The organism is Chthonobacter albigriseus (genome assembly GCF_013839445.1).
GTDB classification, from domain to species: Bacteria; Pseudomonadota; Alphaproteobacteria; order Rhizobiales; family Pleomorphomonadaceae; genus Chthonobacter; species Chthonobacter albigriseus.
This window is the reverse complement of record NZ_JACDIT010000001.1, coordinates 1,660,965-1,687,784: the sequence shown is the minus strand read 5'-3', so window position 1 is coordinate 1,687,784 and position 26,820 is coordinate 1,660,965. Positions and strand designations below refer to the sequence as shown.

At 69.5% G+C, this 26,820-nt stretch carries 26 protein-coding genes; 6 read left to right on the top strand and 20 right to left on the bottom strand.

Annotation, left to right across the window (positions count from 1 at the left end):
• Positions 1–37: 37 nt before the first annotated feature.
• The 6 genes from HZ321_RS07645 to pdxY all read right to left on the bottom strand — a co-directional run bounded on the left by HZ321_RS07645 (position 38) and on the right by pdxY (position 6,653).
• Complete coding sequence (locus HZ321_RS07645) at positions 38–1,342, bottom strand: M16 family metallopeptidase (RefSeq protein ID WP_181701580.1); 1,305 nt, start codon at positions 1,340–1,342, stop codon at positions 38–40.
• On the bottom strand, positions 1,339–2,679 hold the full coding sequence (locus HZ321_RS07640) for a M16 family metallopeptidase (protein WP_181701579.1): 1,341 nt from the start codon (positions 2,677–2,679) through the stop codon (positions 1,339–1,341). Before HZ321_RS07640 ends, HZ321_RS07645 begins: the two co-directional genes overlap by 4 nt.
• A 333-nt stretch (positions 2,680–3,012) precedes the next feature.
• Positions 3,013–4,125, bottom strand: coding sequence for a 3-isopropylmalate dehydrogenase (gene leuB, locus HZ321_RS07635; RefSeq protein ID WP_181701578.1), 1,113 nt, complete (start codon positions 4,123–4,125; stop codon positions 3,013–3,015).
• 110 nt (positions 4,126–4,235) lie between these two features.
• Positions 4,236–4,934: a carbonic anhydrase gene (locus tag HZ321_RS07630; RefSeq protein ID WP_181701577.1), complete on the bottom strand. Its 699-nt coding sequence runs from the start codon at positions 4,932–4,934 to the stop codon at positions 4,236–4,238.
• 106 nt (positions 4,935–5,040) lie between these two features.
• Positions 5,041–5,763 carry a DUF429 domain-containing protein gene (locus tag HZ321_RS07625; RefSeq protein WP_181701576.1) on the bottom strand — a complete coding sequence of 241 codons (723 nt, stop codon included), beginning with the start codon at positions 5,761–5,763 and terminating at the stop codon, positions 5,041–5,043.
• Positions 5,760–6,653, bottom strand: a complete 894-nt coding sequence (pdxY, locus tag HZ321_RS07620) for a pyridoxal kinase (RefSeq protein ID WP_181701575.1) — start codon at positions 6,651–6,653, stop codon at positions 5,760–5,762. Before pdxY ends, HZ321_RS07625 begins: the two co-directional genes overlap by 4 nt.
• Before the next feature lie 132 nt (positions 6,654–6,785).
• Here pdxY and HZ321_RS07615 point away from each other — a divergent pair, with 132 nt between their 5' ends.
• From HZ321_RS07615 to HZ321_RS07590, 6 genes are all read left to right on the top strand, one after another.
• A complete protein-coding gene (locus HZ321_RS07615; RefSeq protein WP_181701574.1) occupies positions 6,786–9,023 on the top strand; it encodes a primosomal protein N' in 2,238 nt (745 codons plus the stop codon).
• Positions 9,024–9,291: 268 nt separating this feature from the next.
• Positions 9,292–9,852 carry a F0F1 ATP synthase subunit delta gene (locus HZ321_RS07610; protein WP_181701573.1) on the top strand — a complete coding sequence of 187 codons (561 nt, stop codon included), beginning with the start codon at positions 9,292–9,294 and terminating at the stop codon, positions 9,850–9,852.
• Positions 9,852–11,381 (top strand): F0F1 ATP synthase subunit alpha, encoded by a 1,530-nt coding sequence (gene atpA, locus HZ321_RS07605; RefSeq protein WP_181701572.1) that lies wholly within the window; start codon positions 9,852–9,854, stop codon positions 11,379–11,381. The genes HZ321_RS07610 and atpA overlap by 1 nt, the downstream gene beginning before the upstream one ends.
• 89 nt (positions 11,382–11,470) lie before the next feature.
• Positions 11,471–12,343, top strand: coding sequence for a F0F1 ATP synthase subunit gamma (locus HZ321_RS07600; protein WP_181701571.1), 873 nt, complete (start codon positions 11,471–11,473; stop codon positions 12,341–12,343).
• Positions 12,344–12,371: 28 nt separating this feature from the next.
• Positions 12,372–13,811 (top strand): F0F1 ATP synthase subunit beta, encoded by a 1,440-nt coding sequence (gene atpD, locus HZ321_RS07595; protein ID WP_181701570.1) that lies wholly within the window; start codon positions 12,372–12,374, stop codon positions 13,809–13,811.
• Between the two features lie 125 nt (positions 13,812–13,936).
• On the top strand, positions 13,937–14,338 hold the full coding sequence (locus HZ321_RS07590; protein WP_181701569.1) for a F0F1 ATP synthase subunit epsilon: 402 nt from the start codon (positions 13,937–13,939) through the stop codon (positions 14,336–14,338).
• 55 nt (positions 14,339–14,393) lie between these two features.
• Here HZ321_RS07590 and HZ321_RS07585 read toward each other — a convergent pair whose 3' ends face one another.
• The 14 genes from HZ321_RS07585 to HZ321_RS07520 form a co-directional block, all read right to left on the bottom strand.
• Positions 14,394–14,852, bottom strand: coding sequence for a flagellar protein FlhE (locus tag HZ321_RS07585; protein WP_181701568.1), 459 nt, complete (start codon positions 14,850–14,852; stop codon positions 14,394–14,396).
• Positions 14,849–15,385, bottom strand: coding sequence for an RNA pyrophosphohydrolase (locus HZ321_RS07580; RefSeq protein WP_181701567.1), 537 nt, complete (start codon positions 15,383–15,385; stop codon positions 14,849–14,851). The genes HZ321_RS07585 and HZ321_RS07580 overlap by 4 nt, the downstream gene beginning before the upstream one ends.
• A gap of 2 nt (positions 15,386–15,387) precedes the next feature.
• Complete coding sequence (locus HZ321_RS07575; protein ID WP_181701566.1) at positions 15,388–15,888, bottom strand: RNA pyrophosphohydrolase; 501 nt, start codon at positions 15,886–15,888, stop codon at positions 15,388–15,390.
• A gap of 54 nt (positions 15,889–15,942) precedes the next feature.
• Positions 15,943–17,127 carry a divergent polysaccharide deacetylase family protein gene (locus HZ321_RS07570; protein ID WP_181701565.1) on the bottom strand — a complete coding sequence of 395 codons (1,185 nt, stop codon included), beginning with the start codon at positions 17,125–17,127 and terminating at the stop codon, positions 15,943–15,945.
• 129 nt (positions 17,128–17,256) lie between these two features.
• Positions 17,257–18,594, bottom strand: coding sequence for a S41 family peptidase (locus HZ321_RS07565; protein ID WP_181701564.1), 1,338 nt, complete (start codon positions 18,592–18,594; stop codon positions 17,257–17,259).
• Positions 18,591–19,970: a murein hydrolase activator EnvC family protein gene (locus HZ321_RS07560; protein WP_181701563.1), complete on the bottom strand. Its 1,380-nt coding sequence runs from the start codon at positions 19,968–19,970 to the stop codon at positions 18,591–18,593. The genes HZ321_RS07565 and HZ321_RS07560 overlap by 4 nt, the downstream gene beginning before the upstream one ends.
• A gap of 162 nt (positions 19,971–20,132) precedes the next feature.
• Positions 20,133–20,615 carry a 23S rRNA (pseudouridine(1915)-N(3))-methyltransferase RlmH gene (gene rlmH / locus HZ321_RS07555; protein WP_181701562.1) on the bottom strand — a complete coding sequence of 161 codons (483 nt, stop codon included), beginning with the start codon at positions 20,613–20,615 and terminating at the stop codon, positions 20,133–20,135.
• Positions 20,616–20,633: 18 nt separating this feature from the next.
• Positions 20,634–21,062, bottom strand: a complete 429-nt coding sequence (rsfS, locus tag HZ321_RS07550) for a ribosome silencing factor (protein ID WP_181701561.1) — start codon at positions 21,060–21,062, stop codon at positions 20,634–20,636.
• A 140-nt stretch (positions 21,063–21,202) separates the two neighbouring features.
• On the bottom strand, positions 21,203–21,853 hold the full coding sequence (locus tag HZ321_RS07545) for a nicotinate-nucleotide adenylyltransferase (protein WP_342343820.1): 651 nt from the start codon (positions 21,851–21,853) through the stop codon (positions 21,203–21,205).
• Positions 21,850–23,136: a glutamate-5-semialdehyde dehydrogenase gene (locus HZ321_RS07540; RefSeq protein ID WP_181701560.1), complete on the bottom strand. Its 1,287-nt coding sequence runs from the start codon at positions 23,134–23,136 to the stop codon at positions 21,850–21,852. The genes HZ321_RS07545 and HZ321_RS07540 overlap by 4 nt, the downstream gene beginning before the upstream one ends.
• 67 nt (positions 23,137–23,203) lie before the next feature.
• The gene (gene proB, locus HZ321_RS07535) at positions 23,204–24,340 is read right to left on the bottom strand and encodes a glutamate 5-kinase (protein ID WP_181701790.1); all 1,137 of its coding nucleotides are present in this window, start codon (positions 24,338–24,340) and stop codon (positions 23,204–23,206) included.
• 35 nt (positions 24,341–24,375) lie between these two features.
• The gene (obgE, locus tag HZ321_RS07530; protein ID WP_181701559.1) at positions 24,376–25,422 is read right to left on the bottom strand and encodes a GTPase ObgE; all 1,047 of its coding nucleotides are present in this window, start codon (positions 25,420–25,422) and stop codon (positions 24,376–24,378) included.
• Positions 25,423–25,503: 81 nt separating this feature from the next.
• On the bottom strand, positions 25,504–26,079 hold the full coding sequence (locus HZ321_RS07525; protein ID WP_181701558.1) for a GNAT family N-acetyltransferase: 576 nt from the start codon (positions 26,077–26,079) through the stop codon (positions 25,504–25,506).
• A 53-nt stretch (positions 26,080–26,132) separates the two neighbouring features.
• Positions 26,133–26,816, bottom strand: a complete 684-nt coding sequence (locus tag HZ321_RS07520) for a GNAT family N-acetyltransferase (protein WP_181701557.1) — start codon at positions 26,814–26,816, stop codon at positions 26,133–26,135.
• Between the last annotated feature and the right edge of the window lie 4 nt (positions 26,817–26,820).

The following is a 26,820-nucleotide window of genomic DNA, read 5'->3' as shown; positions in this document are numbered from 1 at the left end:
GCGGACGTTACAGGCCGAGGCCGCGCTTCGGAAGGGGTCAGCGGACCACCACGACGACCGGGCGCTCGGGCATCAGTTTCAGCCGCACGGACCTGTCGGCAAGGTCCACGGCGTCGATCTCCGCGGCGGTATCGAAGATGGTATCCGGGGGGCGGCCTTCGAGCGCGTGGGCCAGCATACGCTGGGCGAGGCGCAGGCTCGGCGTCCGCATCGGATTGAGTTCGCGCGCCATCAGCACCTTCATGTTGGCGATCTCGGCGGGCGTCGGCCCCTCCTCGCGCAAGCGGGTCCAGGCGGCGTTGATGCGGGCGATCGTGTCGTCCAGGTCCTCCGGCGCCACGTGGCCGGAAGCGATCACCGCGCCCATCCGCCCGGCGACCTTGACGCCGGACAGGAAGCCGTAGGTCCGGCCGGCTTCACCGCGCAGCGACATGTCGAGGCGGCTGGCCTCGCCGCCGGCGACCAGGGCGGAGAGCCGGCTGGCCTGCAGCGCCGGCTGGTCGAGGTATGGGCTGCCGACCAGGACGAAGGGATTGCCGGGTGCGGCGGATTTCAGCGTCACCAGGCCGGGGATGGTGCTGCGAAGCTGCGGCAGGTCGATGGGCCGCGGCTTGCGGCCGGCTGGGCGACCAGCGAGGAGAATGTCGACCAGCGGACCGATCTCGTCCGGACCAAAGGGCGCGACGACCGTCACCACGGCCTTGAGGCGGACCAGCTGGCGGCCGCGCCAACGCTGGATGTCGGCGACCGTGACGGCGGGGTGGGCATCCGCCGATGCGGCGAGCGCCGCGCGGTAGGACGCGGACCGGTCGGCCAGGACGGCGTCGAAGAAGGCGACCTCGGCGGCGCCCTCCCGGCTGGCCCTCCACTCCCGCAGGGCGGCGGCGCGGTTCCGGGCGAGGTGATCGACCACGGACTGGTCGAGGTCGCTCTCGAACAGGCGTGCGGCGAGAACCCGGATCGCCCATTCCGTATCGGCGACGGGTGCGACCAGGGTGGCGTTGACCGTCGCCGCCTCGGGCCAGAGCTCAAGCCGAGCATCGGCATCGCCCAGCATGTCCTGGATCCGGTCGACAGTCACGTCGTCCACCGGGGATGCCATCAGAGCGGCGCTGGCGATCTGCGACAGTCCTGGCTGGTCGGGCGGATCCTGCAACACGCCGCCGCGCCATGCGACGGCCAGTGCGACATAAGTGGCCTCGGGCCTCTGAAGCCAGCGATAAGCGATGCCGGCGGGCGACTTGGCGGTGCCGACCGTCGCGCCGTCCGGCTGCGGGGATCCAGCCATGGACAGCGAGGGGGCCGCGGCGATCAGGAGCACGATGAGGAGGAGCCGGATCATTGGACGGCTCCGACCGTCGTCGGGGTCGAACCCGGCATCATCCAGCCGGTCACGATCCGATGGGGATCGGCGATGGCACGCAGGATCCGGCGGGCGGTGAGCGGACCCGCCTCGCCGAGGCTGCGTCCCCAGCCGAGGGCGGTGTCGGGCGGCAGCATGGCCATGGCGGTGCCCAGGTCGGCACCACGTGCGGACACGTCGGAGGCCATCTGCTCGGCCTCGCGGACCGCACGGGCCCTCATGCGGTAGAAGGCGGTCTCGTCAATCATCGCGGCGCGATGCCCGCCCAGCCAGGACCGCGTCTTGAATTCGACATCCGCGGCGTCCGCCCCGACGGCGAGCGTGACGTCGATGTCGAGATGCACCCAGCCGGGCATCGGCACGAAGAAGCGGATGTCGACGCCGGAGGCCAGGGTCATCCCGTTGTCGTCGCGCAGCACAGTTGCGAGCGCGCCCGGCAGGTTGCCGCCGAGAACCCGGTTGAGCACTTCGGCATCGGCCTGCAGGCTCGCCGCGTCGCCGCTGACCGGGGCGATCGCGGCAATGCGGAGGCGGGGCCGTTCGATCCCCTCGACGACGACGCTGATCCGCTCCGCTCCGCCGGGCAGGGGGAGACTGCCGAGGGCGGGCCGCTCCGGCGGCGGGGCAGACGGCCGGCTTGCGAAGGCTGCGGCGGCGAGGCGGCGGGCTTCGGTCGGATCGACGGCGCCGGTGATCACGAGATGCGCGTTCGGAACCGTGTACCACGCTTGATGGAAGGCTGCGGCCTCCTCCAGCGTCAGCCCGTCGAGGTCGATCCGGTCGAGTTCTGCCGCCCGGCCGAACGGGTGGCCTGCGTAGAGCGCCGCAGTGATCTGCTGGTTGAGGCCGCCGAACGGGTCGGTGCGGTAACGCCAGTCGAGTTCGCGCGCGACGACCTTGCGCTCGCGCCGGGCCTGATCGGGGTCGACGTCGAGGGGATCGAGAACGGCAGCGGCGGCGTCCACCATCTCCGGCAGGTCGTCGGAACCGCCGCGGAAGATGAAAAAGGTCTGGGTTGCAGTGGTAAAGGCGTTGTTGCTGACGCCGGGCAGGGCGAGCGGGCGGAAGGCTTCGGGCGGCCGATCCTTCAGGAAGACCAGGTGCTCGACGAAGTGGGCGAGCTGCCGGTCGTCCCCGTCGTCGCTCGCACCGACGCCGACGTACAGGCGGACCTCCACGTTCTCCTCGTAGGGATCGGCGAGGACGTGGGTCTCGATGCCGACCGGGGTGCCCGGCTGCAACAAGGCATTCCACAGGAAGATCACCGCGGGCGAGACCGACAGCAGGCCCGCCGGGCGCCACCAAGGCGAGCGCAAGTGCATCCGGTCCCCCAAGTTCAACTTCGGAGAGCGTCGATCGCGCGTGGTAGTTTTGTCAAGTTGCCGCCCCGCCTGGGCTGCGTTCATTGACGGTTAGCGTTAACGGCGGACGGGCAAAAAGGAAGCGCCCAGTCCCGGGGGAGACTGGGCGCGGCGTCCTTTGACAGACGCGTCGCTGGGAGGGATCTCCAGCGTGGCGGGCCGTCCTCGGCGAGACGGGGGGCACTACCGAAACAGGAGCGGCGCCGCCTGACCGATATGTCGGGTAGGGCCACCCGGTTGGGGAGTCCCCCTCGACTGACATTTTCGTGAGCCGGCAGGGCTGCCGGTTCAGCCGAGATGGCGGGCGTATTCGGTGCGGATCGCGTCGCCCATTTCGGCGGTAGAAACAAGTGTTACGCCTTCGCCGCCGATGTCGCGGGTGCGCAGGCCGCGCGCAAGGACCGCGGCGATCGCCTGGTCCAGCTTGTCGGAGAGATCGACGAGCCCGAAGGAGTAGCGCAAGGCCATGGCGAAGGAGGCGATCATGGCGATCGGGTTGGCGATGCCCTTGCCGGCGATATCCGGTGCGGAGCCGTGCACTGGCTCGTAGAGCGCCTTGCGCTTGCCGGTCTTGGCGTCCGGTGCACCCAGCGAAGCGGACGGCAGCATGCCGAGCGAACCGGTCAGCATCGCGGCCACGTCGGAGAGGATGTCGCCGAAAAGGTTGTCGCAGACGATGACGTCATACTGCTTGGGCCAGCGGACGAGCTGCATGGCGCAGTTGTCGGCGAGCACATGCTCGAGCGCGACGTCGGGGAACTCCTCCTTACCGACCTTGGTGACGACCTGGTTCCAGAGCACGCCGGACTTCATGACGTTGCGCTTTTCGGCCGAGGCGACCCGGCTGTTGCGGGTGCGGGCGAGGTCGAAGGCGACACGCGCGATCCGCTCGATCTCGGAGGTGGTGTAGAGCTGGGTGTCGACGGCGCGCTTCTGGCCGTTCTCCAGGGTCACGATCTCCTTCGGCTCGCCGAAGTAGACGCCGCCAGTGAGCTCGCGGACGATCAGGATGTCGAGGCCCTCGACGACGTCGCGCTTCAGCGATGACGCGTCGGCGAGCGCCGGGTAGCAGATCGCCGGACGCAGGTTGGCGAACAAGCCGAGGTCCTTGCGCAGGCGCAGCAGACCGGCTTCCGGCCGCACCTCATAGGGCACGCTGTCCCACTTCGGCCCGCCCACGGCGCCGAACAGCACCGCGTCCGCGGCCAGCGCCTTGGCCATGTCGGCCTCCGAGATCGCCTTGCCGTGCGCGTCGTAGGCGCAGCCGCCGACAAGCCCCTCGTCCGTCTCGAAGGAGGCGATGCCCTTCTCGTTGAGGAAGGCAATCAGCCCCTTCACCTCGGCCATGATCTCGGGGCCGATCCCGTCGCCGGGCAGAAGAAGGAGGGTGTTGGTGGCCATGGGCTCTGATCCTCGGGAACTGGCGGTGTGCGGACGCTGGAAATCGCGTGCGCCAGTGCACTACCCGCCCCGTCCCCCCGGATCAAGAGCCCAGCGGCCGCCGTGTCGCGTCAACCGATCAGCTGGTCGCCGTCCTTCAGGACGGAGAATTCGCCCGTGGCGGGATCGAGGACGTGCAGCTCGCCTTCCGACACGTCGAACCAGGCGCCGTGGAGCCGCAGCGAACCCTTCGCGTGACGGATCTGGACGCAGGGAAAGGTCAGGAGGTTGCGGATCGACTTGCGGACCCCCTCCAGTTCGAGCGCCCGGTAGCGCAAGCCTTCCGGGATCGCGTGGTTGCAGCGGATCGTTTCGGCCGGCTCGGCCAGCATGGACATCCAGCGGCCGATGAAGTCGCCGGGGGTGAGCGGGTCCATCTCGTCGAGGGCGGCGCGCACGCCGCCGCACCGGCCGTGACCCATCACCACGATGTGCTTCACCTTCAGCGCGACGACGCCGAACTCCAGCGCGGCGGAGGTGCCGTGCAGCTCGCCGTCGGGATTGTAGGGCGGGACGAGGTTGGCGACGTTACGGACGACGAAGATCTCGCCCGGGCCGGCGTCGAAGATGACCTCCGGCGAGACGCGGCTGTCGCAGCAGCCGATCATCATGATCTCCGGCTTCTGGCCGCGGTCGCCGAGGCGGCGGTAGCGCTCCTCCTCGGTCGGATAGCGTCCGGCGCGGAACGCCTGGTAACCGGACGTCAGCCGGTCGGGGAAGGTGTCCGGAAGCGGCGGGCGCAGATCCGGTGCGCTGGTATCGGCCGTCATGGTCGCTCCTTGCCCTCTCTCAAGGTCGGTCTGGAAAGTCGCGTACATCGCCCCGCGCTGCAATGCCACAAGACTAGTGTCGCACGGCAGCTTTGCGGAGGTTGCGTCAGGTCCAGATCGCGATCCTCAGGCCGCGGCCGTCCCGGACGTCCTCGGCGGGATGGGGTATCGCGACGCCTGCCGCCAGCCGTTCGGCGACGAGCGTGCAGACGCTGGCGTCGAGCAGGTCGTCGGCCGCCGCGCCGCGGGGGGGCCTGGCGTCGAGCAGCGAACGGTCCAGGCCCCTGCCGGCCAGGAAGGCGCGGCGCTCCTCCAGGCCGGCCGGGTTGACGCGGCTCTTGATCTTTTTCGGCAGCGTCATCGGCTGGCCGCCGCCCAGAACCGTGAAGGCGACCTCCGGATGGCTCTCGAAGATCCGGTCCGCCAGCGCGGCCCGTTCAGTCAGCAGGTCGTCGATTTCCCTGATCTTGGGGAAGAGATGGAAGCACTGCTTGGAGACGGCCCGAGGCGGCTCGGAGGTAGCGCGCGCCGCCGCGCAGGCGGCCGGGTAGTCCGGCGCCTCCACGGCAGAGCGGGAAGGAACGGAGAATACGCTGGACTGGCGCGGGCCGAGCATGCCGCGCACCGCACGTTCGGCCGGTCGGCCGCCGAGGGCCACCCGGTCCGGCAGGCCGATCGGCATGTCGACGGCGATCACCTGCGGTTCGCCGGGGCGGTCGAGCAGATCGGCGATGCGGGCAACGACGCGGACGTCGGCAGCACCGGTGTCGAGATCGCGCAGCACGGCGATCCAGCCGGCCGGACAACCGTCGACGCCGGCGACGATCACGAGGCGGTATCCGCCCGCCGGCGGGCGGGCTTCTGCGGGGTGGCCCAGCGGCGGATATCCACCTCCGCCACGGGATGGGCGATGCTGTCCTGGTGGGCGGTGAAGTCGAGCTCCTCGGCGCCGGCGCGGACGCTGCGGGCGACGACCTCGAAGGTGCCGGCGACGGCCCGGCGGAGGGCCTCCTCGTCGCCGCGCCCGGTCAGGAGGGCGGACAGGAACTGCGCGGCGAAGAGATCGCCAGTGCCGCTGTGGGCCTCGCCCACCAGTCGGTTCTCCGCGACGATGACGTCGGTCGGGGAGACCAGGGCGGTGGCGATCTTGCCGCGCATCATCGCCGGGGCCGAGGTGACGACGACGCGGCGGGGGCCAAGAGTACGGGCGGCCGCGACGAGGTCGGCCATGGTCTCGGGCTTGCCGCCGGTGAGCCAACCCACCTCGAAGGCATTGGGCGTCATCAGGTCGGCGAGGGGCATCAGGATGTCGCGCTGGGCCTTGGCGACGTCCTCGGGCACGTAGAGGCTGCCGATATCGCCGAGAACGGGATCGCAGAGGTAGATCGCGTCCGGGTTGGCGGCCTTGACCGCCCGGACGAGGTCGGCGATCGGGCCAGCCTGCGAGGCGGCGCCAAGATAGCCGGAGACGACCGCGCCGACTTTGGAGAGCCAGGGCGCGCGGGCGAGATCGGAGAGCATGGCGGCGAAATCGGCCTCCGCCGGCACGATGCGGTGGCCGCGCCCGTGGCCGGGATGCCAAGGCAGGATGATCGTCGGCATCGTCCAGACGCGATGGCCGAGCCTCTCCAGGATGAAGCCCGCCCGTGCGCCGACCGAGCCGCGCACGACAAAGGAGGAGATGACGAGGATTTCGTGGGACGCGGCGGTGGCAGACATGGGCTAGGCATGCCAGATAAGGCGACTGAGGGGAAGGCGGCGCTGTCGGGGCTTGTCGTCTCACCCGACGAGCGGCCCCTCCGGCCCGCCGCGCATTCCCGTCCCGCCCGATCGAGCCGAGCGCCGCGCGCGATGTCCAAGCCGACCGTCACCTCCGCCCTGGACCTTTTCGGGGATGCCGCGCCGCCGCAGACCGGCCGGCGCGACGTCGTCCAGGTGGTGACGCCCGTGGCGATCGAGGAGAGCTACACCTACCGCGTCCCGCCCGGGGTGGAGGTGCCTCCCGGTTCGATCGTGCGGGTGCCGCTCGGGCCGCGTCAGGTGGTGGGCGTGGTGACCGCGGAGACGCCGACCCTCAACGCGTCGTCGAATCGGCTCAGGGCGATCGAGACCGTGTTCGACGCCCCGCCGCTCTCCGGCCACCTGCTCGCGTTCGTGGACTGGGTGGCGAAATACACGCTGACGCCGCGGGGCATGGTGATGCGGATGGCGCTGCGGGCGCCGGAAGCTTTGGACCCGGAGCCGCCGATCCGCGGCGTGGTGCGGTCGGGACCGGCGCCGGAGCGGGTCACCCCGGCCCGGCGGCGTCTTCTTTCGCTGATGGACGAGCACGAGGGTGCGGCCTGGACGCGATCGGGCCTTGCTTCTGCGGCGGGCGTCTCGCCGTCCGTGGTGGACGGGCTGCTGGAGGCGGGTACGCTCGCCGAGGTGGAGATGCCGGCGGGGCCGCCGATTCGGGAGCCGGAGCCCGATTTCAATCCGCGGCCGCTGACGGACGCGCAGAATGCCGCGGCCGCGACGTTGTCGGCCGCGGTCGGCAAAGGTGCGTCGGTGACGCTGCTCGACGGCGTGACCGGCGCCGGCAAGACCGACGTCTACATGGAAGTTGTGGCCGAGTGCCTCCGGCAGGGCGGCCAGGCGCTGATCCTGGTGCCGGAGATCGCGCTCACCAAGGCCTTCCTGGAGCGCTTCTCCGAGCGATTCGGCGCGGTGCCGGCGGAGTGGCATTCCGACGTCTCGCCGAAGACCCGGGCGCGGGTCTGGCGCGGGGTGGCGGAGGGGCGCGTGCGGGTGGTGGTCGGCGCCCGTTCGGCGCTGTTCCTGCCGTTCCGGCAGCTAGGCCTGATCGTCGTCGACGAGGAGCACGACCCCGCCTACAAGCAGGAGGAGTGGGCGACCTACCATGCCCGGGACATGGCGGTGGTACGCGGGCGGATCGAATCGATCCCCGTGGTGCTCGCCTCGGCGACGCCATCGCTGGAAACCAAGGTCAACGCGGATCGCGGGCGCTACGGCAACGTGCTCCTGCCGGCGCGGGCGACCGGCCAGTCGATGCCGGAGATCGCGGCGATCGACATGCGCAAGGCCGGTCCGCCGCGCGGGAGGTTCCTGGCGCCGGGGCTGGTGCGGGCGATCCGCGAGACGACCGAGCGAGGGGAGCAGGCGCTGCTCTTCCTCAACCGCCGCGGCTACGCCCCGCTGACGCTGTGCCGGTCATGCGGCCACCGGTTTCAGTGCCCGAACTGCTCCACCTGGCTGGTCGACCACCGCTTCCGGGGTCGGCTCGCCTGCCATCACTGCGGCCACATGGAGCCGCGGCCGGAGAGCTGTCCGTCCTGCGGCACCATGGACAGCCTGGTCGCCTGCGGCCCCGGCATCGAGCGGGTGGCGGAGGAACTCCAGGAGCTCCTGCCCGACAAGCGTGCGATCGTGCTCTCGTCGGACATCGCGGGCGGCGTGCAGCGGCTGCGGGCCGAGTTGGAGGCGATCGCCAAGGGCGAGTGCGATGTCATCATCGGCACGCAGCTGGTCGCCAAGGGGCACAACTTCCCGCGGCTGACGCTGGTGGGTGTGGTGGACGCCGACCTCGGTCTCGGCCATGGCGACCCGCGCGCGTCGGAGCGGACGTTCCAGCTCTTGGCGCAGGTGACCGGTCGCGCCGGGCGCATCGCCGGCAAGGGGTTCGGCATCCTGCAGACCTACGCGCCGGAGAACCCGGTGATCCAGGCGCTGGTATCGGGCGACCCCGACCGCTTCTACGACACGGAGATGCGCGAGCGGGAGCAGGCGCACATGCCGCCGTTCGGGCGGCTGGCGGCGGTGATCGTCTCGGGGCCGACGCGCGAGCGGGCGGAGGACCATGCGCGGGCGCTCGCCCGGGCAGCACCCCATGGCGCGGTGGTCGAGGTGCTCGGCCCGGCGGAGGCGCCGCTGGCGGTGATCCGGGGGCGGCATCGGTTCCGCCTGCTGGCGCACGGGCCGCGCGACCACGACCTTTCCGGCTGGGTGCGGGCGTGGCTCGGTGCCGCACCCAAGGCGACCGGCGGCGTGGAGGTTTTCGTCGACGTGGACCCGCAAAGCTTCGTCTAAACCGATCCAGATCCGGGAATGCCCATCACAAAGGCCCATGAATCGACCCAAACGACTGCGAATGGCCGGGAAAATCCCGGATTTCCGCGATTCTTCGAATCCGACGGGCGTGTTGCGGAACCTCTGGTCCTGTGCTAGACGGGGCCGGATTTTACGGCGGCTAGACCACGTCAAGACCGTCGTTTCACCGAAATTCGCCAAGCGTTCCAGCGGCTTGCCGGGGGTATTCCCGACGGGTCCGGAACTTCGGACAGGGGGTCCTCCAACCGTGAGCGAAACGGCGTCCACCACTTCAGGGGTCGCGGAGCGTTATGCGACCGCGCTGTTCGAGCTCGCCCAGGAAACGGGCGCCCTCGACACGGCCGCGGCGGACATGGAGCGTTTCGATGCCTTGCTGGCCGACAGCGGGGACCTGAAGCGGCTGGTCCGTTCGCCGGTGTTCACGCCGGACGACCAGCTGCGCGCCGTCACGGCGGTGCTCGACCGCGCCGGGATCGGCGGGATCGTCGCCAACTTCATCAAGCTGGCCGCCCGCAACCGGCGCCTGTTCGCCGTCCCCGCCATGTTCAAGGCGTACCGCTCCATGCTCGCCGCCCAGCGCGGCGAGACGACGGCGGACGTCACTTCGGCCGAGCCTCTGACGGCTGGCCAGATCGCCGACCTTACCGCGGCGCTCTCGGCCAAGACCGGCAAGACCGTCCGCATCAACGCCAGCGTCGATCCCTCGCTCATCGGCGGGCTTGTCGTGAAACTCGGCAGCCGCATGATCGACACGACGCTCAAGACAAAGCTCAACCAGCTCAAGATCGCACTGAAAGAGGTCGGCTGATGGACATCCGCGCCGCGGAAATTTCCGCAATCCTCAAGGAGCAGATCAAGAACTTCGGCCAAGAGGCCGAAGTCTCCGAAGTCGGCCAGGTTCTCTCCGTCGGTGACGGCATCGCCCGTGTCTACGGGCTCGACAACGTCCAGGCGGGCGAGATGGTCGAGTTCCCCGGCGGCATCCGCGGCATGGCGCTCAACCTTGAAACCGACAACGTCGGCGTCGTGATCTTCGGCGCCGACCGAGACATCAAGGAAGGCGACACCGTCAAGCGGACCGGCGCCATCGTGGACGTGCCGGTCGGCAAGGGCCTGCTCGGCCGCGTGGTCGACGGTCTCGGCAACCCGATCGACGGCAAGGGCCCGATCGAGTTCACCGAGCGCCGCCGCGTCGACGTGAAAGCCCCGGGCATCATCCCCCGCAAGTCCGTGCATGAGCCGATGTCCACCGGCATCAAGGCGATCGACGCCATGATCCCGATCGGCCGCGGCCAGCGCGAACTGGTGATCGGCGACCGCCAGACCGGCAAGACCGCCATCATCCTCGACACCTTCCTGAACCAGAAGCCGCTGAACCAGGGCACGGACGAGGGCCAGAAGCTCTACTGCGTCTATGTCGCCATCGGCCAGAAGCGTTCCACGGTCGCCCAGTTCGTCAAGCGCCTGGAAGACTCCGGCGCGCTGCCCTACTCGATCGTGATCGCGGCGACCGCGTCCGACCCGGCCCCGATGCAGTTCATCGCGCCGTTCACCGGCTGCGCGATCGGCGAGTACTTCCGCGACAACGGCATGCATGCCCTGATCGCCTACGACGACCTTTCCAAGCAGGCCGTCGCCTACCGCCAGATGTCGCTGCTGCTGCGCCGCCCGCCGGGCCGCGAGGCCTACCCGGGCGACGTGTTCTACCTGCACTCCCGCCTTCTGGAGCGCGCGGCCAAGCTCAACAAGGAAAACGGCCTCGGTTCGCTGACGGCTCTTCCGGTCATCGAGACGCAGGCCAACGACGTGTCGGCCTACATCCCGACCAACGTGATCTCGATCACGGACGGCCAGATCTTCCTTGAGACCAACCTGTTCTACCAGGGCGTCCGCCCGGCGGTGAACGTCGGCCTCTCGGTGTCGCGCGTCGGCTCGGCCGCGCAGATCAAGGCGATGAAGCAGGTCGCCGGCACCATCAAGGGCGAGTTGGCGCAGTATCGCGAGATGGCCGCCTTCGCGCAGTTCGGCTCGGACCTCGACGCCGCCACGCAGAAGCTGCTCAACCGCGGCGCCCGCCTGGTGGAACTCCTGAAGCAGCCGCAGTTCTCGCCGCTGAAGACGGAAGAGCAGGTCGCGGTGATCTTCGCCGGCGTGAACGGCTACCTGGATCCGCTGCCGGTCGGCAAGGTGCGCGCCTTCGAAGAGGGCCTGCTCCGGTTCCTGCGCGACAAGCACGCCGATCTCCTCTCGGCCATCTGGACGGAGAAGCAGATCACCGACGACATCAAGGGCAAGCTGAAGGACGCGATCGCCGCGTTCTCCAAGACCTTCGCCTGAGCTGACGACCACACTCCGGCCCGCGCGACCCGCGGGCCGACTTCCGCCGACATCGTGCCGCCCCCACAGGGTCCGGGGCAGGAGCCGACATGCCGAGCTTGAAGGATCTGAAGAACCGCATCGCCTCCGTGAAGGCGACGCAGAAGATCACCAAGGCGATGCAGATGGTCGCCGCGGCGAAGCTTCGCCGCGCGCAGGAGGCGGCCGAGGCCGCTCGCCCGTTCGCGACCCGCATGACCGAGGTGCTCGGCAACCTGACCGCCGGTTTCGCCGGCCGGGACGACGCGCCGCGCCTGATGATCGGTACCGGCCGCAACCAGGTCCACCTGCTGGTGGTCTGCACGGCGGAGCGTGGCCTCTGCGGAGGCTTCAACTCGCAGATCGTCCGACTCGCCCGCGAGCACATCAACCGCCTGCTCTCCGAGGGCAAGGAGGTCAAGATCCTGACCGTCGGCAAGAAGGGCGCGGATGCCCTTCGTCGCGACCACGGCGGCCGGATCATCGAGCGGATCGAACTGCGCAACATCAAGACCATCGACTACGACGTGGCGCTCGGCATCCAGGCGAAGATCCTGGAGCTGTTCGAAGCCGGTCAGTTCGACGTCTGCACGCTGTTCTATTCCAAGTTCCGGTCGGTGATCGCGCAGATCCCGACGGCGCAGCAGGTGCTGCCGGTGGTGGTCGAGGCGAGCGCGTCCCAAGGCGGCGCGCTCTACGACTACGAGCCGGACGAAGCTGCGATCCTGGACGACCTGCTGCCGCGCGCCATCGCGGTGCAGATCTTCACCGCTCTCCTTGAGAACGCGGCGTCCGAGCAGGGCGCCCGCATGTCGGCCATGGACAACGCGACCCGGAATGCCGGCGACATGATCAACCGTCTGTCGCTGCAGTACAATCGGTCGCGCCAGGCGTCGATCACCAAGGAACTCATCGAAATCATTTCGGGCGCCGAGGCGCTCTGACCGAACCGCACCTTAAAGGACGAGAACGATGGCTGACACCAAGGTCGGACGCATCACCCAGGTCATCGGCGCCGTCGTCGACGTGAAGTTCGACGAACACCTGCCGGCAATCCTGAACGCGCTGGAGACGACGAACGGCGGAAACCGCCTGGTTCTGGAAGTCGCCCAGCACCTCGGCGAGAACACCGTCCGCACGATCGCCATGGACACCTCCGAGGGCCTGGTGCGTGGACAGGTCGTGACCGACACCGGCGCCCCGATCGCCGTGCCGGTGGGCGACGCCTGCCTCGGCCGCATCATGAACGTGATCGGCGAGCCGGTGGACGAAGCCGGCCCGATCGTCGGCGAGGGCACCCGCGCGATTCACCAGAACGCGCCGTCCTACGTTGACCAGGCGACCGAGGCGCAGATCCTCGTCACCGGCATCAAGGTCGTCGACCTGCTCGCCCCCTACGCCCGCGGCGGCAAGATCGGCCTGTTCGGCGGCGCCGGCGTCGGCAAGACCGTGCTGATCCAGGAGCTGATCAACAACATCGCCAAGGCGCACGGCGGCTACTCGGTGTTCGCCGGCGTCGGCGAGCGCACCCGCGAGGGCAACGACCTCTATCACGAGATGATCGAGTCGGGCGTGAACAAGGACCCGCACGAGCACGGCGGGTCGACCGAAGGCTCCAAGTGCGCCCTGGTCTACGGCCAGATGAACGAGCCCCCGGGTGCCCGCGCCCGCGTCGCGCTGACCGGTCTCACCGTCGCCGAGCATTTCCGCGACAAGGGCCAGGACGTGCTGTTCTTCGTCGACAACATCTTCCGCTTCACCCAGGCGGGTTCGGAAGTGTCGGCTCTGCTCGGCCGCATCCCGTCGGCGGTGGGTTACCAGCCGACGCTCGCCACCGACATGGGCCAGATGCAGGAGCGCATCACCACCACGCACAAGGGCTCGATCACCTCGGTGCAGGCCATCTACGTGCCGGCCGACGACCTGACCGACCCGGCGCCGGCGACCTCGTTCGCCCACCTGGACGCGACGACGGTGCTCAACCGCTCGATCGCCGAAAAGGGCATCTACCCGGCGGTGGACCCGCTCGACTCCACGTCGCGCATGCTCGACCCGCAGGTGATCGGCGAGGAGCACTATGCCGTCGCCCGCCGCGTGCAGGAAATCCTGCAGCGCTACAAGTCGCTGCAGGACATCATCGCGATCCTGGGCATGGACGAGCTCTCCGAAGAAGACCGCCTGACCGTGGCGCGCGCCCGCAAGATCGAGCGCTTCCTCAGCCAGCCGTTCTTCGTGGCCGAGGTGTTCACCGGCTCGCCCGGCAAGCTGGTCGCCCTGGAAGACACCATCAAGGGCTTCAAGGGCCTGACCGAGGGCAAGTACGACCATCTGCCGGAAGCGGCCTTCTACATGGTCGGCTCGATCGACGAAGCGATCGAGAAGGCTCAGAAGCTCGCCGCGCAGGCTGCGTAAGTCCAGCGGCGGTCCGGCAGGTCCGGGCCGCGCACCGGTGAAGGCGGGCGGCCCTGCGTCCGCCTCGCGTCCGTCAGGTCCGGGTCCGCGCCGGTTGAAGCGCGACCCTGTGGGAGAGCCGATCGATGGCGTCGTTCAAGTTCGAACTGGTGAGCCCGGAGCGTCTGGTCCTCTCCGAAGAGGTGGATCAGGTCGACCTGCCGGGTACCGAGGGTGACTTCGGCGTGCTCGCCAACCACTCGCCCTTCCTGTCCACGCTGCGCGCCGGCGTGTTGACGGTGAAGCGTGGCTCCGAGGTCCGCAAGATCTTCGTGCGTGGCGGTTTCGCCGACGTGAGCCCGGCCGGCCTGACCGTGCTCGCCGAAAAGGCGGTGCCGCTTTCCGAGCTCAAGGCTGACGCGATCGCCCAGGAGATCAAGAACGCCGAGGAGGACGTCGCCGACGCCAAGTCGACGGAGACCCGTCACAAGGCGGAGCAGCGGCTGGCCCAGCTGCGCGAAGTGGCGGAAGCCCTCCGCGCGGCGTGAGCCGACCCGGTGCGGTATCAAAGACAGGAAGCCCTGGCGGATGCCGGGGCTTTTTTCATTCGGTAGACCATTCCACGGTGAGGGTAACGGGTTCGCCGATCACAGGACCGAAAGCCTCCGCGGCAGGGCCCTCCGGCTGCATCTGGAAAGCGGGCACGGCGGGCAGGATGACGCCGGCGAGCCGCGTGTCGCCGAAGACCGAGCGCTCCACCGTTTCGATGCAACGGTTCCCCAGGCAGATCCGGGCGGTGATCGCGCCCGGCATGGCCGGGTAGTTCCAGGACCAGGAGACCGAGCGGACGATCGCCCCGGACGGCGGCGACCGGCTGATCGGCGCCAGCGCCGCGCCGTGCAGGCGGTTCCAGTGGGTCAGGAGCGGCGCTTCGCCCGCGAGAGCCCACGTGCCATCCGCCGCCTGGACGGGGTTGCAGGTGGCGCCCAGGACGATTGCGAGCAGGCATGCGGTCCAGGTGGCGCCACCGAGAGCGTGGCGGACGATCGGCTCCGCCGTCATGGCGCGATCAGGTCCGCGAAAGCAGCCAGCACCCTGGCGTAGGTCGGGCGGCGGTGGGCGATGCCGACCTCCAGGAGATCCGACAGGGGGCGCCAGGCCCACTCCATGAACTCGGCAGGTTCATGGGTGTGGAGCGCGTCGACACGCACCTCGCCGTCGTCTCCGTCGAACCGGAAGGCGGCCCAGCGCTGGGTCTGGCCGCGGAAGGGATGGAGCTTGTGGCTCGGCGCGCCGCGGCCGGGGAACTCGTAGCTCCACCAGTCCTCGGTGATGCGCAGCAAGGTGGCCGAGGTGATGCCGGTCTCCTCCCAGAGTTCGCGCCGCGCGGCAGCCGCGATGTCCTCACCGGGGTCGATGCCGCCCTGGGGCAGGCACCAGTCGGCGCCAGGCGCTGTCCGCTCCGGGTCGGGCCAGCCGTCGGGATTGGGAAACACGTGGCCGGCGAAGACCAGGCCGGACCGGCCGATCAGGCAGATGCCGACGTTGGGCCGAAAGGGTAGGCCGGTCCGCCAGTCCGAGACATCCTCCGTCATGCTCAGGCCACCAGATGGGCGAAGGCGGCGCAGACCTTCTCATAGACCGGACGCTTGAACGGCACGATCAGCTCCGGCAGGCGGTCCATCCGCTCCCAGCGCCAGGCGCGGAACTCCGGCTTGTGGCTGCCAGCGGGATTGGCAATGTCGATCTCGGCTTCGTCGCCCTCGAAGCGAAACGCGAACCATTTCTGCGTCTGTCCGCGCCACTTGCGCTTGAACTTCTCCTTGGCGAGGTCCTCGGGCAGATCGTAGGCGTACCAGTCCGGTGCCTCGGCCAGCACACTGACCGAGGTGACGTTGGTCTCCTCCGCGAGCTCACGCCTTGCAGCTTCCAGAATATCCTCGCCGGGGTCGACGCCCCCCTGGGGCATCTGCCAGGCGTCATCGCCGTCGCCAGCCTTGTCGATCCGGTTGCCGATCCAGACCAGGCCGGCGGAGTTCAGAAGCATCACGCCCACGCAAGGCCGGTAGGGCAGGTCGGCGTGTTTGTCGGCGGGCATTCCTGTTCCTCCAGGCGACGTCTGCGCGTCGGTATCACGTTCGGCCCAAGGACGTCACGGCTTGCGCTGGGCGGCGGTGATCGGGACCAGGGTGATGCCGCGGGCCTCAAGGCCCTTGGCCCATTCGCCGATCAGCTTGACGGACACCGGCAAAGCGCTGGCCGTACCGACGGCGACGCCGCGAGTGCGTGCCATCTGCTCAAGCTGGGCGAGGCGGCCGGCGATATCGTTCTCAGCCGGAATTCCGTCGACGACGATGTCGCCGGCCGCGAAGGGCGTGGCCTGTGCCTTGGCCGCGGCGGCTGCGACGCTGCGCGACGACGTGCCCTCGTCAACGAAAAGCAGGCCGCGGGCGGTGAACTCGGCCATCACCGGATCGAGGGCGGGGCCCTCCGCGGTGAAGCGCGCGCCCATGTAGCTGATAGCGCCGACGTAGGTTCCGAAGCGGCTCATCAGGTAGTGGAGACGGTCGATGTTCTTGGCCGCCGTCAGCGAGGTGAGCAGGGTGTGGGGGCCGGGGTCGTTGTCCGGGTAGTCGTAGGGCTCCAGCGGTACTTGCAGCAGCAGCTCGTGGCCGTCCTGGCGGGCCTTGGCCGCCCAGCGCTCGAGGCTGGCGCCGTAGGGGGCGAATGCGAGCGTGACCTCCGGCGGCAGCTGGCGAATCGCTTCCTGCGTGCCGGCCTGGCTCAGGCCGAGGCCGCCGACGATCAGCGCGATGCGCGGCGAGGTTCCGACCACGCCGGGCGAGGGCCGGGCATAGGCGTCGATCGGGCGGACCCCAGCGTCGCTGACCCTGGGGATCGGACCGTGCGGCGTCTCCTCGATGAGTTCGGGATCGGCGACGACGGACAGCGCGACGGCCTTGATGGAGGCGCTCGGGGCGGTGACGGTCGTGCCGGCCGCTTCGCCTTCCGCACCGGCGATCGTCTCCTCGCCGGGTGAGCCGCCCGCCTCCTCGCCGGGCAGAGGGTCGGAGCCGATCGGCGGCAGGATCTCGCCGGCGCCGGACTTGACGCCGACCACGGTCATGTCCTTGCGGCCGACCTGCCCGGACCCGGAGGTCTCGATGGCGGAGAGCACCGTCGGCTCGCCGCCGAAGGGATCATCGACGAGGAGAGTCCAAACGACGAGGAGCAGCGCCAGGATGGCCGAGAACGAGCCGGCCACCACGGCGTAGGGCCGTTTCTTCCGGTTCGCGTCGGGTGGCTTGACGCCGAGGGGAGTGGTGAGGTCGCTCATGGCCCGCCGCTAGGTGATTCGCGGCCGATTCTACCCGCAACGGTCCTGCCCATGAATCGAAAGGGGCAGAAAAGAAGAGGCCGGGCCTTTCGGGCCCGGCCTCTCATCCGTATCGGCTCTCGCCAGCCCTCAGTTGGGGATAGCGGCCTTCTCCTGGCTCGGCGGGAAGGCGCTGTTGGCCTGCAGCCCGCGGAGCAGGTCGAAGGCGTAGTTGAGCTGCTTGTCGTCCTTCGGATCGGGCGGAACGTAGGCCTGGGAGCCCGACTCCTCCTTCTCCACATCGGTGTTCTTGAGGTGTCCGCGCAGGGCGGCTTCGCCCTTGGTCTCGGTCACCTTGTCCTGCAGTTCCGGCGGCAGCTCCTGCAGCACCTCGATGTCCGGGGTGACGCCCTTGGCCTGGATGGAGGTGCCGGACGGCGTGTAGTAGCGCGCCGTGGTCAGGCGGATCGCCCCGTTCTGGCCGAGCGGGATGATGGTCTGGACGGAGCCCTTGCCGAAGGACCGGGTGCCGACGATGGTCGCCCGGCGGTGGTCCTGCAGGGCGCCCGACACGATCTCGGAGGCCGAGGCAGACCCGCCGTTGACAAGGACGATGACGGGCTTGGCGCCGGTCAGGTCACCCGAACGGGCGGAGTAGCGACGGGTCTCGTTCTCGTGGCGGCCGCGGGTGGAGACGATTTCCCCCTTGTCCAGGAAGGCGTCGGACACGGCGATCGCCTGGTCCAGGAGGCCGCCCGGGTTGTTGCGCAGATCGAGGACGAAGCCCTTCAGCTTGTCGGCCGGGACGTCCTTCTCGATCCTGTCGATGGCATTCTTCAAGCCTTCGAAGGTCTGCTCGGTGAACTGGGTGACGCGGATGTAGCCGATGTCGCCCTCCACGCGCGAGCGCACCGACTGGATGCGGATCACGTCGCGGACGACCTTGATCTCGATCGGCTTGTCCGAGCCCTGGCGCTGCACCGACAGCATGATCGGCGTGTTGACCGGGCCGCGCATCTTCTCCACGGCCTGCTGCAGGGTCATGCCCTGGACCTGCTCGCCGTCGAGGCCGACGATCAGATCGCCCGCCAGGACGCCGGCCCGCGCCGCGGGCGTGTCGTCGATGGGGGTGACGACCTTGACGATCCCCTCCTCCATGGTGACCTCGATGCCGAGGCCGCCGAACTCGCCCTTCGTCTGGACCTGCATGTCCTGGAAGTTCTTGGGGCTCATGTAGCTGGAGTGCGGATCGAGCGAGGTCAGCATGCCGTTGATGGCCGCCTCGATCAGCGCCGATTCCTCGGGTTCCTCGACATAGTCGGCGCGAATCCGCTCGAACACGTCACCGAACAGGTTGAGCTGCCGGTAGGTGTCCGCGCTGGCCGCGACGGCCGTGCTCAGGCCGGGCAACTGTCCCGTGCCGGAGACGATAGTGACGGCGGCGCCCATGCAGGCGCCGGCCGCGAGAAGCGATAGTTTTCTGATCATCCGCGAACCTTCCGATCCTGCGACGCCGCCCACCACGGGGCTGGGTCGATCGAAGCGCCATCTTTGCGAAACTCGATATAGAGCACCGGCTGCGAAAAGCTCGCGTCCGGGGCCGCCGTACTCGCCAGCCTTTGGTTTCCCATCACGCCGACAGGTTCACCGGCGAGGACGAATTGGCCGAGTTCCACGTCGATCCTTTCCATCCCAGCTAGGACTACATGATATCCGTCGCCGGCGTTCAGGATCAAGAGTTGCCCATAAGAGCGGAAAGGACCGGCAAACACCACCCACCCGTCGCTGATCGACGTCACCCGGGCACCCGCACGGGTCGCGACGGAGACGCCCTGGGTTTGCCCGCCGACGCCGTTGTCGTCGCCGAATTGCTGGATTTCCACGCCTCGAACCGGCAGGGACAGCTGTCCCTTGGCTTCCGTGAAGGCCATGGCCGGTTGCAATCGCCCGGTGTCAGTGGGGGGAGGACGGGCCAAGCGCGCCGCTTCCGCTGCCGCTTCCGCCGCCTTGCGCGCACCCTCCAGGTTCTTCTCCATCGTGCCGATCAACTCTTCGAGAGAGCGTGCCCGATTCGCCAGTTCGCCGGCCTTCACCCGTTCGGACTCCAGCGCAGCGGTCCGCGTTGCGGAGGTGGCGGCCTTCTCGTCGAGGAGGAGCGACAGGCGTTCCTGATCCTCGGCAAAGCGCGACGCTTCGGTGCGCAGACCATCGCGTTCCGCCTCGGCACGCGCGCGCACATCGACAAGGGCTGACAGATCGGCCGCCAGTGCTTCTGCCTCCACGCGCAGTTCAGGCATCACCGCACCGAGCAGGATGGCCGAACGGACCGCTCCGACGGCGTCCTCGGGCTTGACGACAAGCGCCGGAGGCGGACGACGGCCGATCCGCTGGGCGGCTGCCAGCACCTCGGCGAGCACGTCGCGCCGGCCGGCCAGGCGGACGCGTATCGCTGTCTCCTCCGTCACCAGCTTGGCGAGGCGGCTCTCGGTCTCGGTGATCGATCCCTCCAGCGCCTGCACCCGCGCGGCGACCTCGAGAAGCTTGGCGTTCAGCGTGGCGCGGTCGTCCTCCATCGCGGCGATCTCGGCTTCGATCTCGGCCTGTCGGGTGGAGGAGATCTCCATGTCGCGGCGGATGGCCTCCAGTTCGGCCCCCTTCAACGCGCGCTCCGCCTCGATGACGTCGGGGTCGGTCGGATCGCCGCCCGCCGACGGGGAGGGCACCACCACCGTCGCCCCGCCTGGCGCCGTGGTGTCTTGCGGGATCTCCTGGCCGAAAGCCGCGGGCATGACGAGAAGGCCTGCCAGGGCGGTCAGCGCCAGCAGGGGCAACGGTCTGGAGCGGGCACGGTCGGGACGACCCATCGGCGGCGGTTCGGCTTTCACTGTGTGCGTCGACGGTAGCCCGAGACCGCCGGCTTCGCCACACGGTAGCGCGGCCCGGCCCAACGTCCCGCTGAGATCGACGGAGCAAGACGCTAATGCCCGTCCGTTTAAGAATTCGTCAACCTTTCCCGGACCGGTTCGTCAAGCGCGATGGTAGGGATGCCCGCCAAGGATGGTGAGGGCCCGGTAGACCTGCTCGGCGGCTAGGATCCGGACGATCTGATGCGGCCAGGTCATGCGGCCGAAGGAAATCCGCCGGCCGGCCCGGTCGAGCGCGGCGGCGCCGTGGCCGTCCGGCCCGCCGATGAGGAGCACAACAGCGGGGACGGAACGGTCGCGCGCCTCCCCGATCAGGCGGGCGAAGTCGTCGCTGGACGGGGCCTCGCCGCGTTCGTCGAGGGCGATAACAAGGGCGCCGTCGGGAAGGGCGGACAGCAGTTCGGCCGCCTCCTCGTCCTTGCGGGCGTCGGGGCGGGCGGCGCGGCTTTCTCCGATCTCGCGCACCGTCACGGCGGTTATGCCGAGGGCGCGTCCGCTCTTGGCGGCGCGATCCAGATAGCGGTCCGCAAGGTCCCGTTCCGGGCCGGATTTAAGCCGGCCGACGGCATGGATCGCTATCTTCATATCGTCCCTGCCGGCCGGTCAGCCGTGGGCGCGCGCGGGCGCATGGTCGGCCGCCCACATCTTTTCCAGGTTGTAGAACTGGCGGACTTCCGGGCGGAAGACGTGCACGATCACGTCGCCGGTGTCGATCAGCACCCAGTCGCAGGCGGTCAGGCCCTCGACCGTGGCGGTGCCGAAGCCGGCTTCCTTCAGATCCTTCAGGAGATGATCCGCGATGGCGCCGACGTGGCGATGGGACCGGCCCGAGCAGACCACCATGTGGTCGGCGATGGGCGTCTTGCCCGTGATGTCGATCGCGACGGTGTCCTCGGCCTTCGAATCGTCAAGGCTGGTGAGGACGGCGGCCAGAAGGGCCGTCACTGGGGACTCCCCATTGCGCGCGGTCTCAGCGGCAATAGCCGGAGTCTGAGGCGCGCGGAGCACCGCGCCCTCCACGGAAGGAGTCATACTCAGGGGGTGTACCTCTCTCTCGTCTTCAACGGGTGTCGTACCACCTTGAACCACTCCAAGGGAGGCCTACGTCACAACGCCGTGCTTCAAGCGCATCCTCGCGCTTGCCTTAGAATAGGGCCCGATGGGCAACGATTTCAAGACGGTGCGCTCGGAATGGGAGGCGCCCCCGCGTTGGAGCGTGCCGCGCGCAGCATGGTGGACGAGATCGGCACGCGGTGTCCCGTCAGAAATACCCACGCTGGCGCGGCCTGGAACGGCAGGCGGCGCGCGTCGGACTCCGGCAGGCGGCGCTCGGCGAAAGCCCGGGCGGCCGGGGAGGAGAGCGCGCGAAAGGTGGCGCCGGGCCGGTCGACGACCGCGATCGGCATGCGCGAGGCGATCCGCCGCCAGCCGCCCCAACGGTGGAAGGTCGCCCAGTTGTCGGCGCCGATCACCAGCACGAAGCGCAGGTCCGGCCGCAGGCGGGTCAGAGCCTCGACCAGGTCCTCGGTCCAGCGGGTGCCGAGGCGGGCTTCCAGGTCGGTGACGACCACCCGCGGGTGGCGGGCAAAGCGGGCGGCGGCGGCGACGCGGTCGGCGATCGGGGGCAGGCGGCCGACATCCTTCAGCGGGTTGCCGGGGGTCACCAGCCACCACACCCGATCAAGGCCGAGCCGCCGGATGGCGGTGAGGCTGGCGTGGCGGTGGCCTTCGTGCGGCGGGTCGAAGGAGCCGCCGAAAAGGCCGACCGTCATGCCCGGCCGGGCGGGCGGCATGGCCGGGCGGGCGGGTTTCCGAGTCGTCACGGCCGCAGCTGGCCGGTGCCGCGGACGCGGTACTTGAAGCTGGTCAGCTGCTCCACGCCGACCGGGCCCCGCGCATGCATCTTGCCGGTGGCGATGCCGATCTCCGCGCCCATGCCGAACTCGCCGCCGTCGGCGAACTGGGTGGAGGCGTTGTGCATGACGATGGCGCTGTCGATGCCGTTGAGGAAGCGCTCGGCGGCTGCGGCATCCTCGGTGACGATGGATTCGGTGTGGTGGGAGCCGAAGGTCTCGACGTGCTCGATCGCCTCCTCCACGCCGTCCACCAGCTTCACCGCGATGATCGCGTCGAGGTACTCGGTCGACCAGTCGGCATCCACCGCCGGTACCGCATCGGGGTAGAGTGCGCGGATCTCGTTGGTGGCCCGGATCTCGCAACCCCTCGCGGCGAGGGCGGCAAGGATCGGCACGAGGTGGGTGCCCGCCACGGCGCGGTCGACCAGGAGCGTCTCGGCGGAGCCGCAGACGCCGGTGCGGCGCAGCTTGGCGTTGACGGTGATGGCGATCGCCATGTCGAGGTCGGCGGCCTTGTCCACGTAGACGTGGCAGATCCCCTCCAGGTGGGCGAAGACCGGGACCCGCGCCTCGGACTGGACACGGGCGACGAGGCTCTTGCCGCCGCGCGGGACGATGACGTCGATGCACCCGTCCAGGCCGCCCAGCATCAGCCCGACGGCGGCCCTGTCCCTGGTCGGGACGAGCTGGATGGCGTCCTCCGGCAGGCCGGATTCGGCGAGGCCCTCGTGCAGCGCCTCCAGGATGGCGGTGGACGAGGCGTGGCTGTCGGAGCCGCAGCGCAGGATCGCCGCGTTGCCGGCCATCAGCGACAGGCCGCCGGCGTCGGCGGTGACGTTGGGCCGGCTCTCGTAGATGATGCCGATCACGCCGAGCGGGGTGGCGACCCGCTCGATCTTGAGACCGTTCGGCCGCTCCCAGGCCGCAAGTACGCGGCCGACCGGATCGGGGAGCGCCGCGATCTCGTCGAGTGCCTTGGCGATGTCCGCCACGCGTGCCTCGGTCAGCGTGCCGCGGTCGAGGAAGGAGGCCGCCTGGCCGCCGGTCTTCATTTCCGCGATGTCGATGGCGTTGGCCGCCAGGATCTCCGGCGTCCGTCGCCGCACCGCCGCCGCCATCGCCCGCAGCGCGGCCGCCTTCTCGGCGCCGGTTGCGGTCGCAAGCCGGCGGGCGGCAGCCCGGGCGCGCCGGCCGATGTCGCGCATCGTCTCGGCGAGGTGCTCTGCCGTTTCGGGGTTCATGTGCAGCATTACGCGTTCATCCCGTATGCTCGGCCGCTTCGCAGGCCCCGGGGGAGGGGCGGCGCGGCTCTCGTCGTCAGGAAGCCGGTCCGACCTCGCCCTTCAGGACGAGGTCGTCGCGGTGGATCATCTCGGCGCGGCCGGGCAGGCCGAGAATCTCCTCGATGGCTGAGGAGTTGCGGCCGCGGATGCGATCGGCGTCATCGGCGTCGTAGGCGACGAGGCCGCGGGCGATCTCCAGACCGTCCGGGCCGAGAACGCGGACGGCGTCGCCGCGGCCGAAGCGCCCTGCCACGGCAGTAACGCCGGCCGGCAGCAGGCTCCGGCCCTGGCGCAGGGCGCGGACGGCGCCGGCGTCGAGGGTCAAGGTGCCGCGCGGTTCGAGATGACCGGCGATCCAGGCCTTGCGCGCGGTGACCGGGTTGGCCTCGGCATGGAACAGCGTATGGGTGCCGCCGGCGTCGACGGCGGCGAGCGGGTTCAGGATCTTGCCGGAGGCGATGATCATCGCGGTGCCCGCGACGGTCGCCATCTTGCCGGCCTCGATCTTGGTCTTCATGCCGCCGCGCGAGAGCTCGGAGCCGGCAGCGCCCGCCATCGCCTCGATCTCCGGCGTGATGCGATCGACAACGGGGATCAGCCGGGCATCCGGGTCGTCGTTGGGCGGGGCAGTGTAGAGGCCGTCGATGTCCGAAAGCAGGACGAGGAGGTCGGCGCCCATCATGGCGGCAACGCGGGCGGCGAGGCGGTCGTTGTCGCCGTAGCGGATCTCCGAGGTCGCGACCGTGTCGTTCTCGTTGATGACCGGGATCGCCCGCTTCTCCAGGAGGGTGCCGATGGTGGCGCGGCCGTTCAGATAACGGCGGCGCTCCTCGGTGTCGCCGAGCGTCAGCAGGATCTGGCCGGCGGTCAGGCCGTGGGCGCCCAGCGCTTCCGCCCAGGCACGCGCAAGCGCGATCTGGCCGACGGCGGCGGCGGCCTGGCTCTCCTCCAGTTTCAGCCGGCCCTTCGGCAGGCCGAGCACGCCGCGGCCCATGGCGATCGCGCCGGAGGACACCAGCAGAACGTCAGCGCCCCCGGCGGCCAGCCGGGCGACATCCTCGGCGATCGAGGCCATCCAGGCGCGTTTCAGGACACCGGAGCGCCCCTCCACGAGCAGCGCGGAGCCGATCTTCACCACCACCCGGCGGTAGGCGCCGAGCCGTCCGTTCATGGAGGCGAGGGTCGCGGGTTCGCGTTCCATGGTGCTCATGGCTTCCAGGTCTCCGGAGCCGAGACGGGCGAAGCCTCACCCTCCTCCTCTGCGCGATGGCCTTCGATGGTGCGCCACATGGTCTGCAGCGCCTTCTCCACGCCTTCACCTGTCGCGGCCGACAGCTTCAGGGGTTCGCGCCCGGCGACCTTCTTCAACGCCTTGGCCTTGGCCTTCAACGTGTCGGCGTCGACGGTGTCGATCTTGGAGAGCGCGACGATCTCGGGCTTCTCGTCGAGGCCGCCGCCGTAGGCCTCCAGTTCGCCGCGCACGATCCGGTAGGCGTCGGCGACGTCGTCCTGGCCGGCGTCGACGAGGTGCAGAAGCACGCCGCAGCGCTCGACGTGGCCGAGGAAGCGGTCGCCGAGGCCGGTTCCCTCGTGCGCGCCCTCGATCAGGCCGGGGATGTCGGCGAGCACGAACTCGCGGTTGGAGAAACGTACGACGCCCAGACCGGGATGCAGGGTGGTGAAGGGATAGTCGGCGATCTTGGGCTTGGCCGACGTGGTACGGGCAAGGAAGGTAGACTTGCCGGCGTTGGGCAGACCGATCAGGCCGGCGTCTGCGATCAGCTTGAGACGCAGCCAGATCCAGCGCTCCTCGCCCGGCAGGCCCGGGTTGGCGCGGCGAGGGGCCTGGTTCGTCGACGTCTTGAAGTAGGCGTTGCCGAAGCCGCCGTTGCCGCCCTTGGCCAAAAGCAACCGCTGGCCCACCTCGGTCAGGTCGGCGATCAGGGTCTCGCCGTCCTCGTCAAGGATCTCGGTACCCTTGGGCACCTTCAGAACGATGTCCGCGCCCTTGGCGCCGTGCCGGTTGCGGCCCATGCCGTGGACACCGGTCTTCGCCTTGAAGTGCTGCTGGTAACGGTAGTCGATCAGCGTGTTGAGGCCTTCCACGCATTCGGCCCAGACATCGCCGCCGCGGCCGCCGTCGCCACCGTCCGGCCCGCCGAACTCGATGAACTTCTCGCGGCGAAAGGAAACCGCGCCGGCGCCGCCGTCGCCGGAGCGAATGTAGACCTTGGCCTGATCCAGGAACTTCATCGTATCGTCTCTTGGCCGCGACTGCGGCCGGTCGGGTTACTCATGGGACAGAACCGCCGGACGCGCAACGGCCGGCGGAGGTCATGGCCCGACGAGAAAGGAATTGCGGGTGAGCCGGGTGTCGACATGCTCCAGATCACGGCCGAGGGCCTGGCATTCGCGTCGGCTGCGGCCGACGACCTGGAAGCCGAAGCGGCTCTGGATGCGCAACGAGGCGTCGTTGCCGACGAAGGCCCCGCTGGCGATGTCGTCGACCCGCAGGTGCGCGAAGATCCAGGCGAGGGCGGACTGGACGGCCTCGGTCATCAGCCCCTGGCCCCACCAGGTCTTGCCGAGCCAGTAGCCGAACTCGGGCCCCGCGTCGAGACCGTGGATGGCGACCACACCGATCGCCGGCTCCGCCTCGCCAGCGGACTTCGGCACCAGCGCCAGGGTGACCGCGGTGCCGGCGACCGCGGCCAGCCGGACGTGGTCGACGAAGGCGCGGGCTTCCGTCAGGCCGTAGGGGTGAGGTACGCGCGCAAGCCAGCGCGTCACTTCAAGGTCGGCGAGATGGGTGGCCAGCGCCGGCACGTCGGCCGCCGTGATCGGACGCAGAACGAGGCGACGGGTCGGAATCCGCACGTCCAGATAGGGCGCCCGTATCACCTCGACCACGCCTCGCTCTCCCCGTTCCATGGCACCCACCTGCTCCCCGGCCAGCGGCCCCGCTATTCGTCCAATCCGGCCAGCGCGCTGCGGTCGAGACTGCCGAGGCGAAGCGGCTCCCAACGCCTGAGGCTCGCCCAGGTGCGGCGGTCCAGCTGGAACCTGTCGACCGGTACCACCGCATTGAAGAAGGTGGAATGGCCAAGCTCCTGCGCAACCATCTGAAATCCGCACTTTTCGATCAAGCGCCTTCCAGCGGTGTTGGTGACGCGGCAGGTGAACGACAGCTTGTCGTGGCCCTGGTGCAGGAAGGCGAAGTCGATCACCGCATGGGCCGCCTCGGTCGCGTATTCTCGGCCCCACCAGGCCTCGCCCAGCCAGCAGCCGAGGGTCGGCAGCTTGGCTCCGCGCCGGTAGTCCAGAGTCGCGGCGCCGATCGGAACGGGCGCGCTCGCCGGGCTCTTGAGGCAGACCAGATGCTTCTGGCCATCGTCCGGCGCGGCTTCCTCGATCCAGTCGAGCGCATCCTTCAGGCGGTAGGGATGCGGCATGCCGACCAGGTTCTGCGCCACTTTCGCGCTGTCGGCGAGCTCGGCCACCGCCGGCGCGTCGGCCGGCATCGGTGCCCGGAGCACCAGCCGGCGCGTCTCCAGAACGAGGCCATGGAAGGGTCGAGCAAGCGACCGATCGCCGGCCTCGCCGACTATGCTCTCGAATTCGTCGCGTCCGCCAAGATCCTGTGCCATCGGT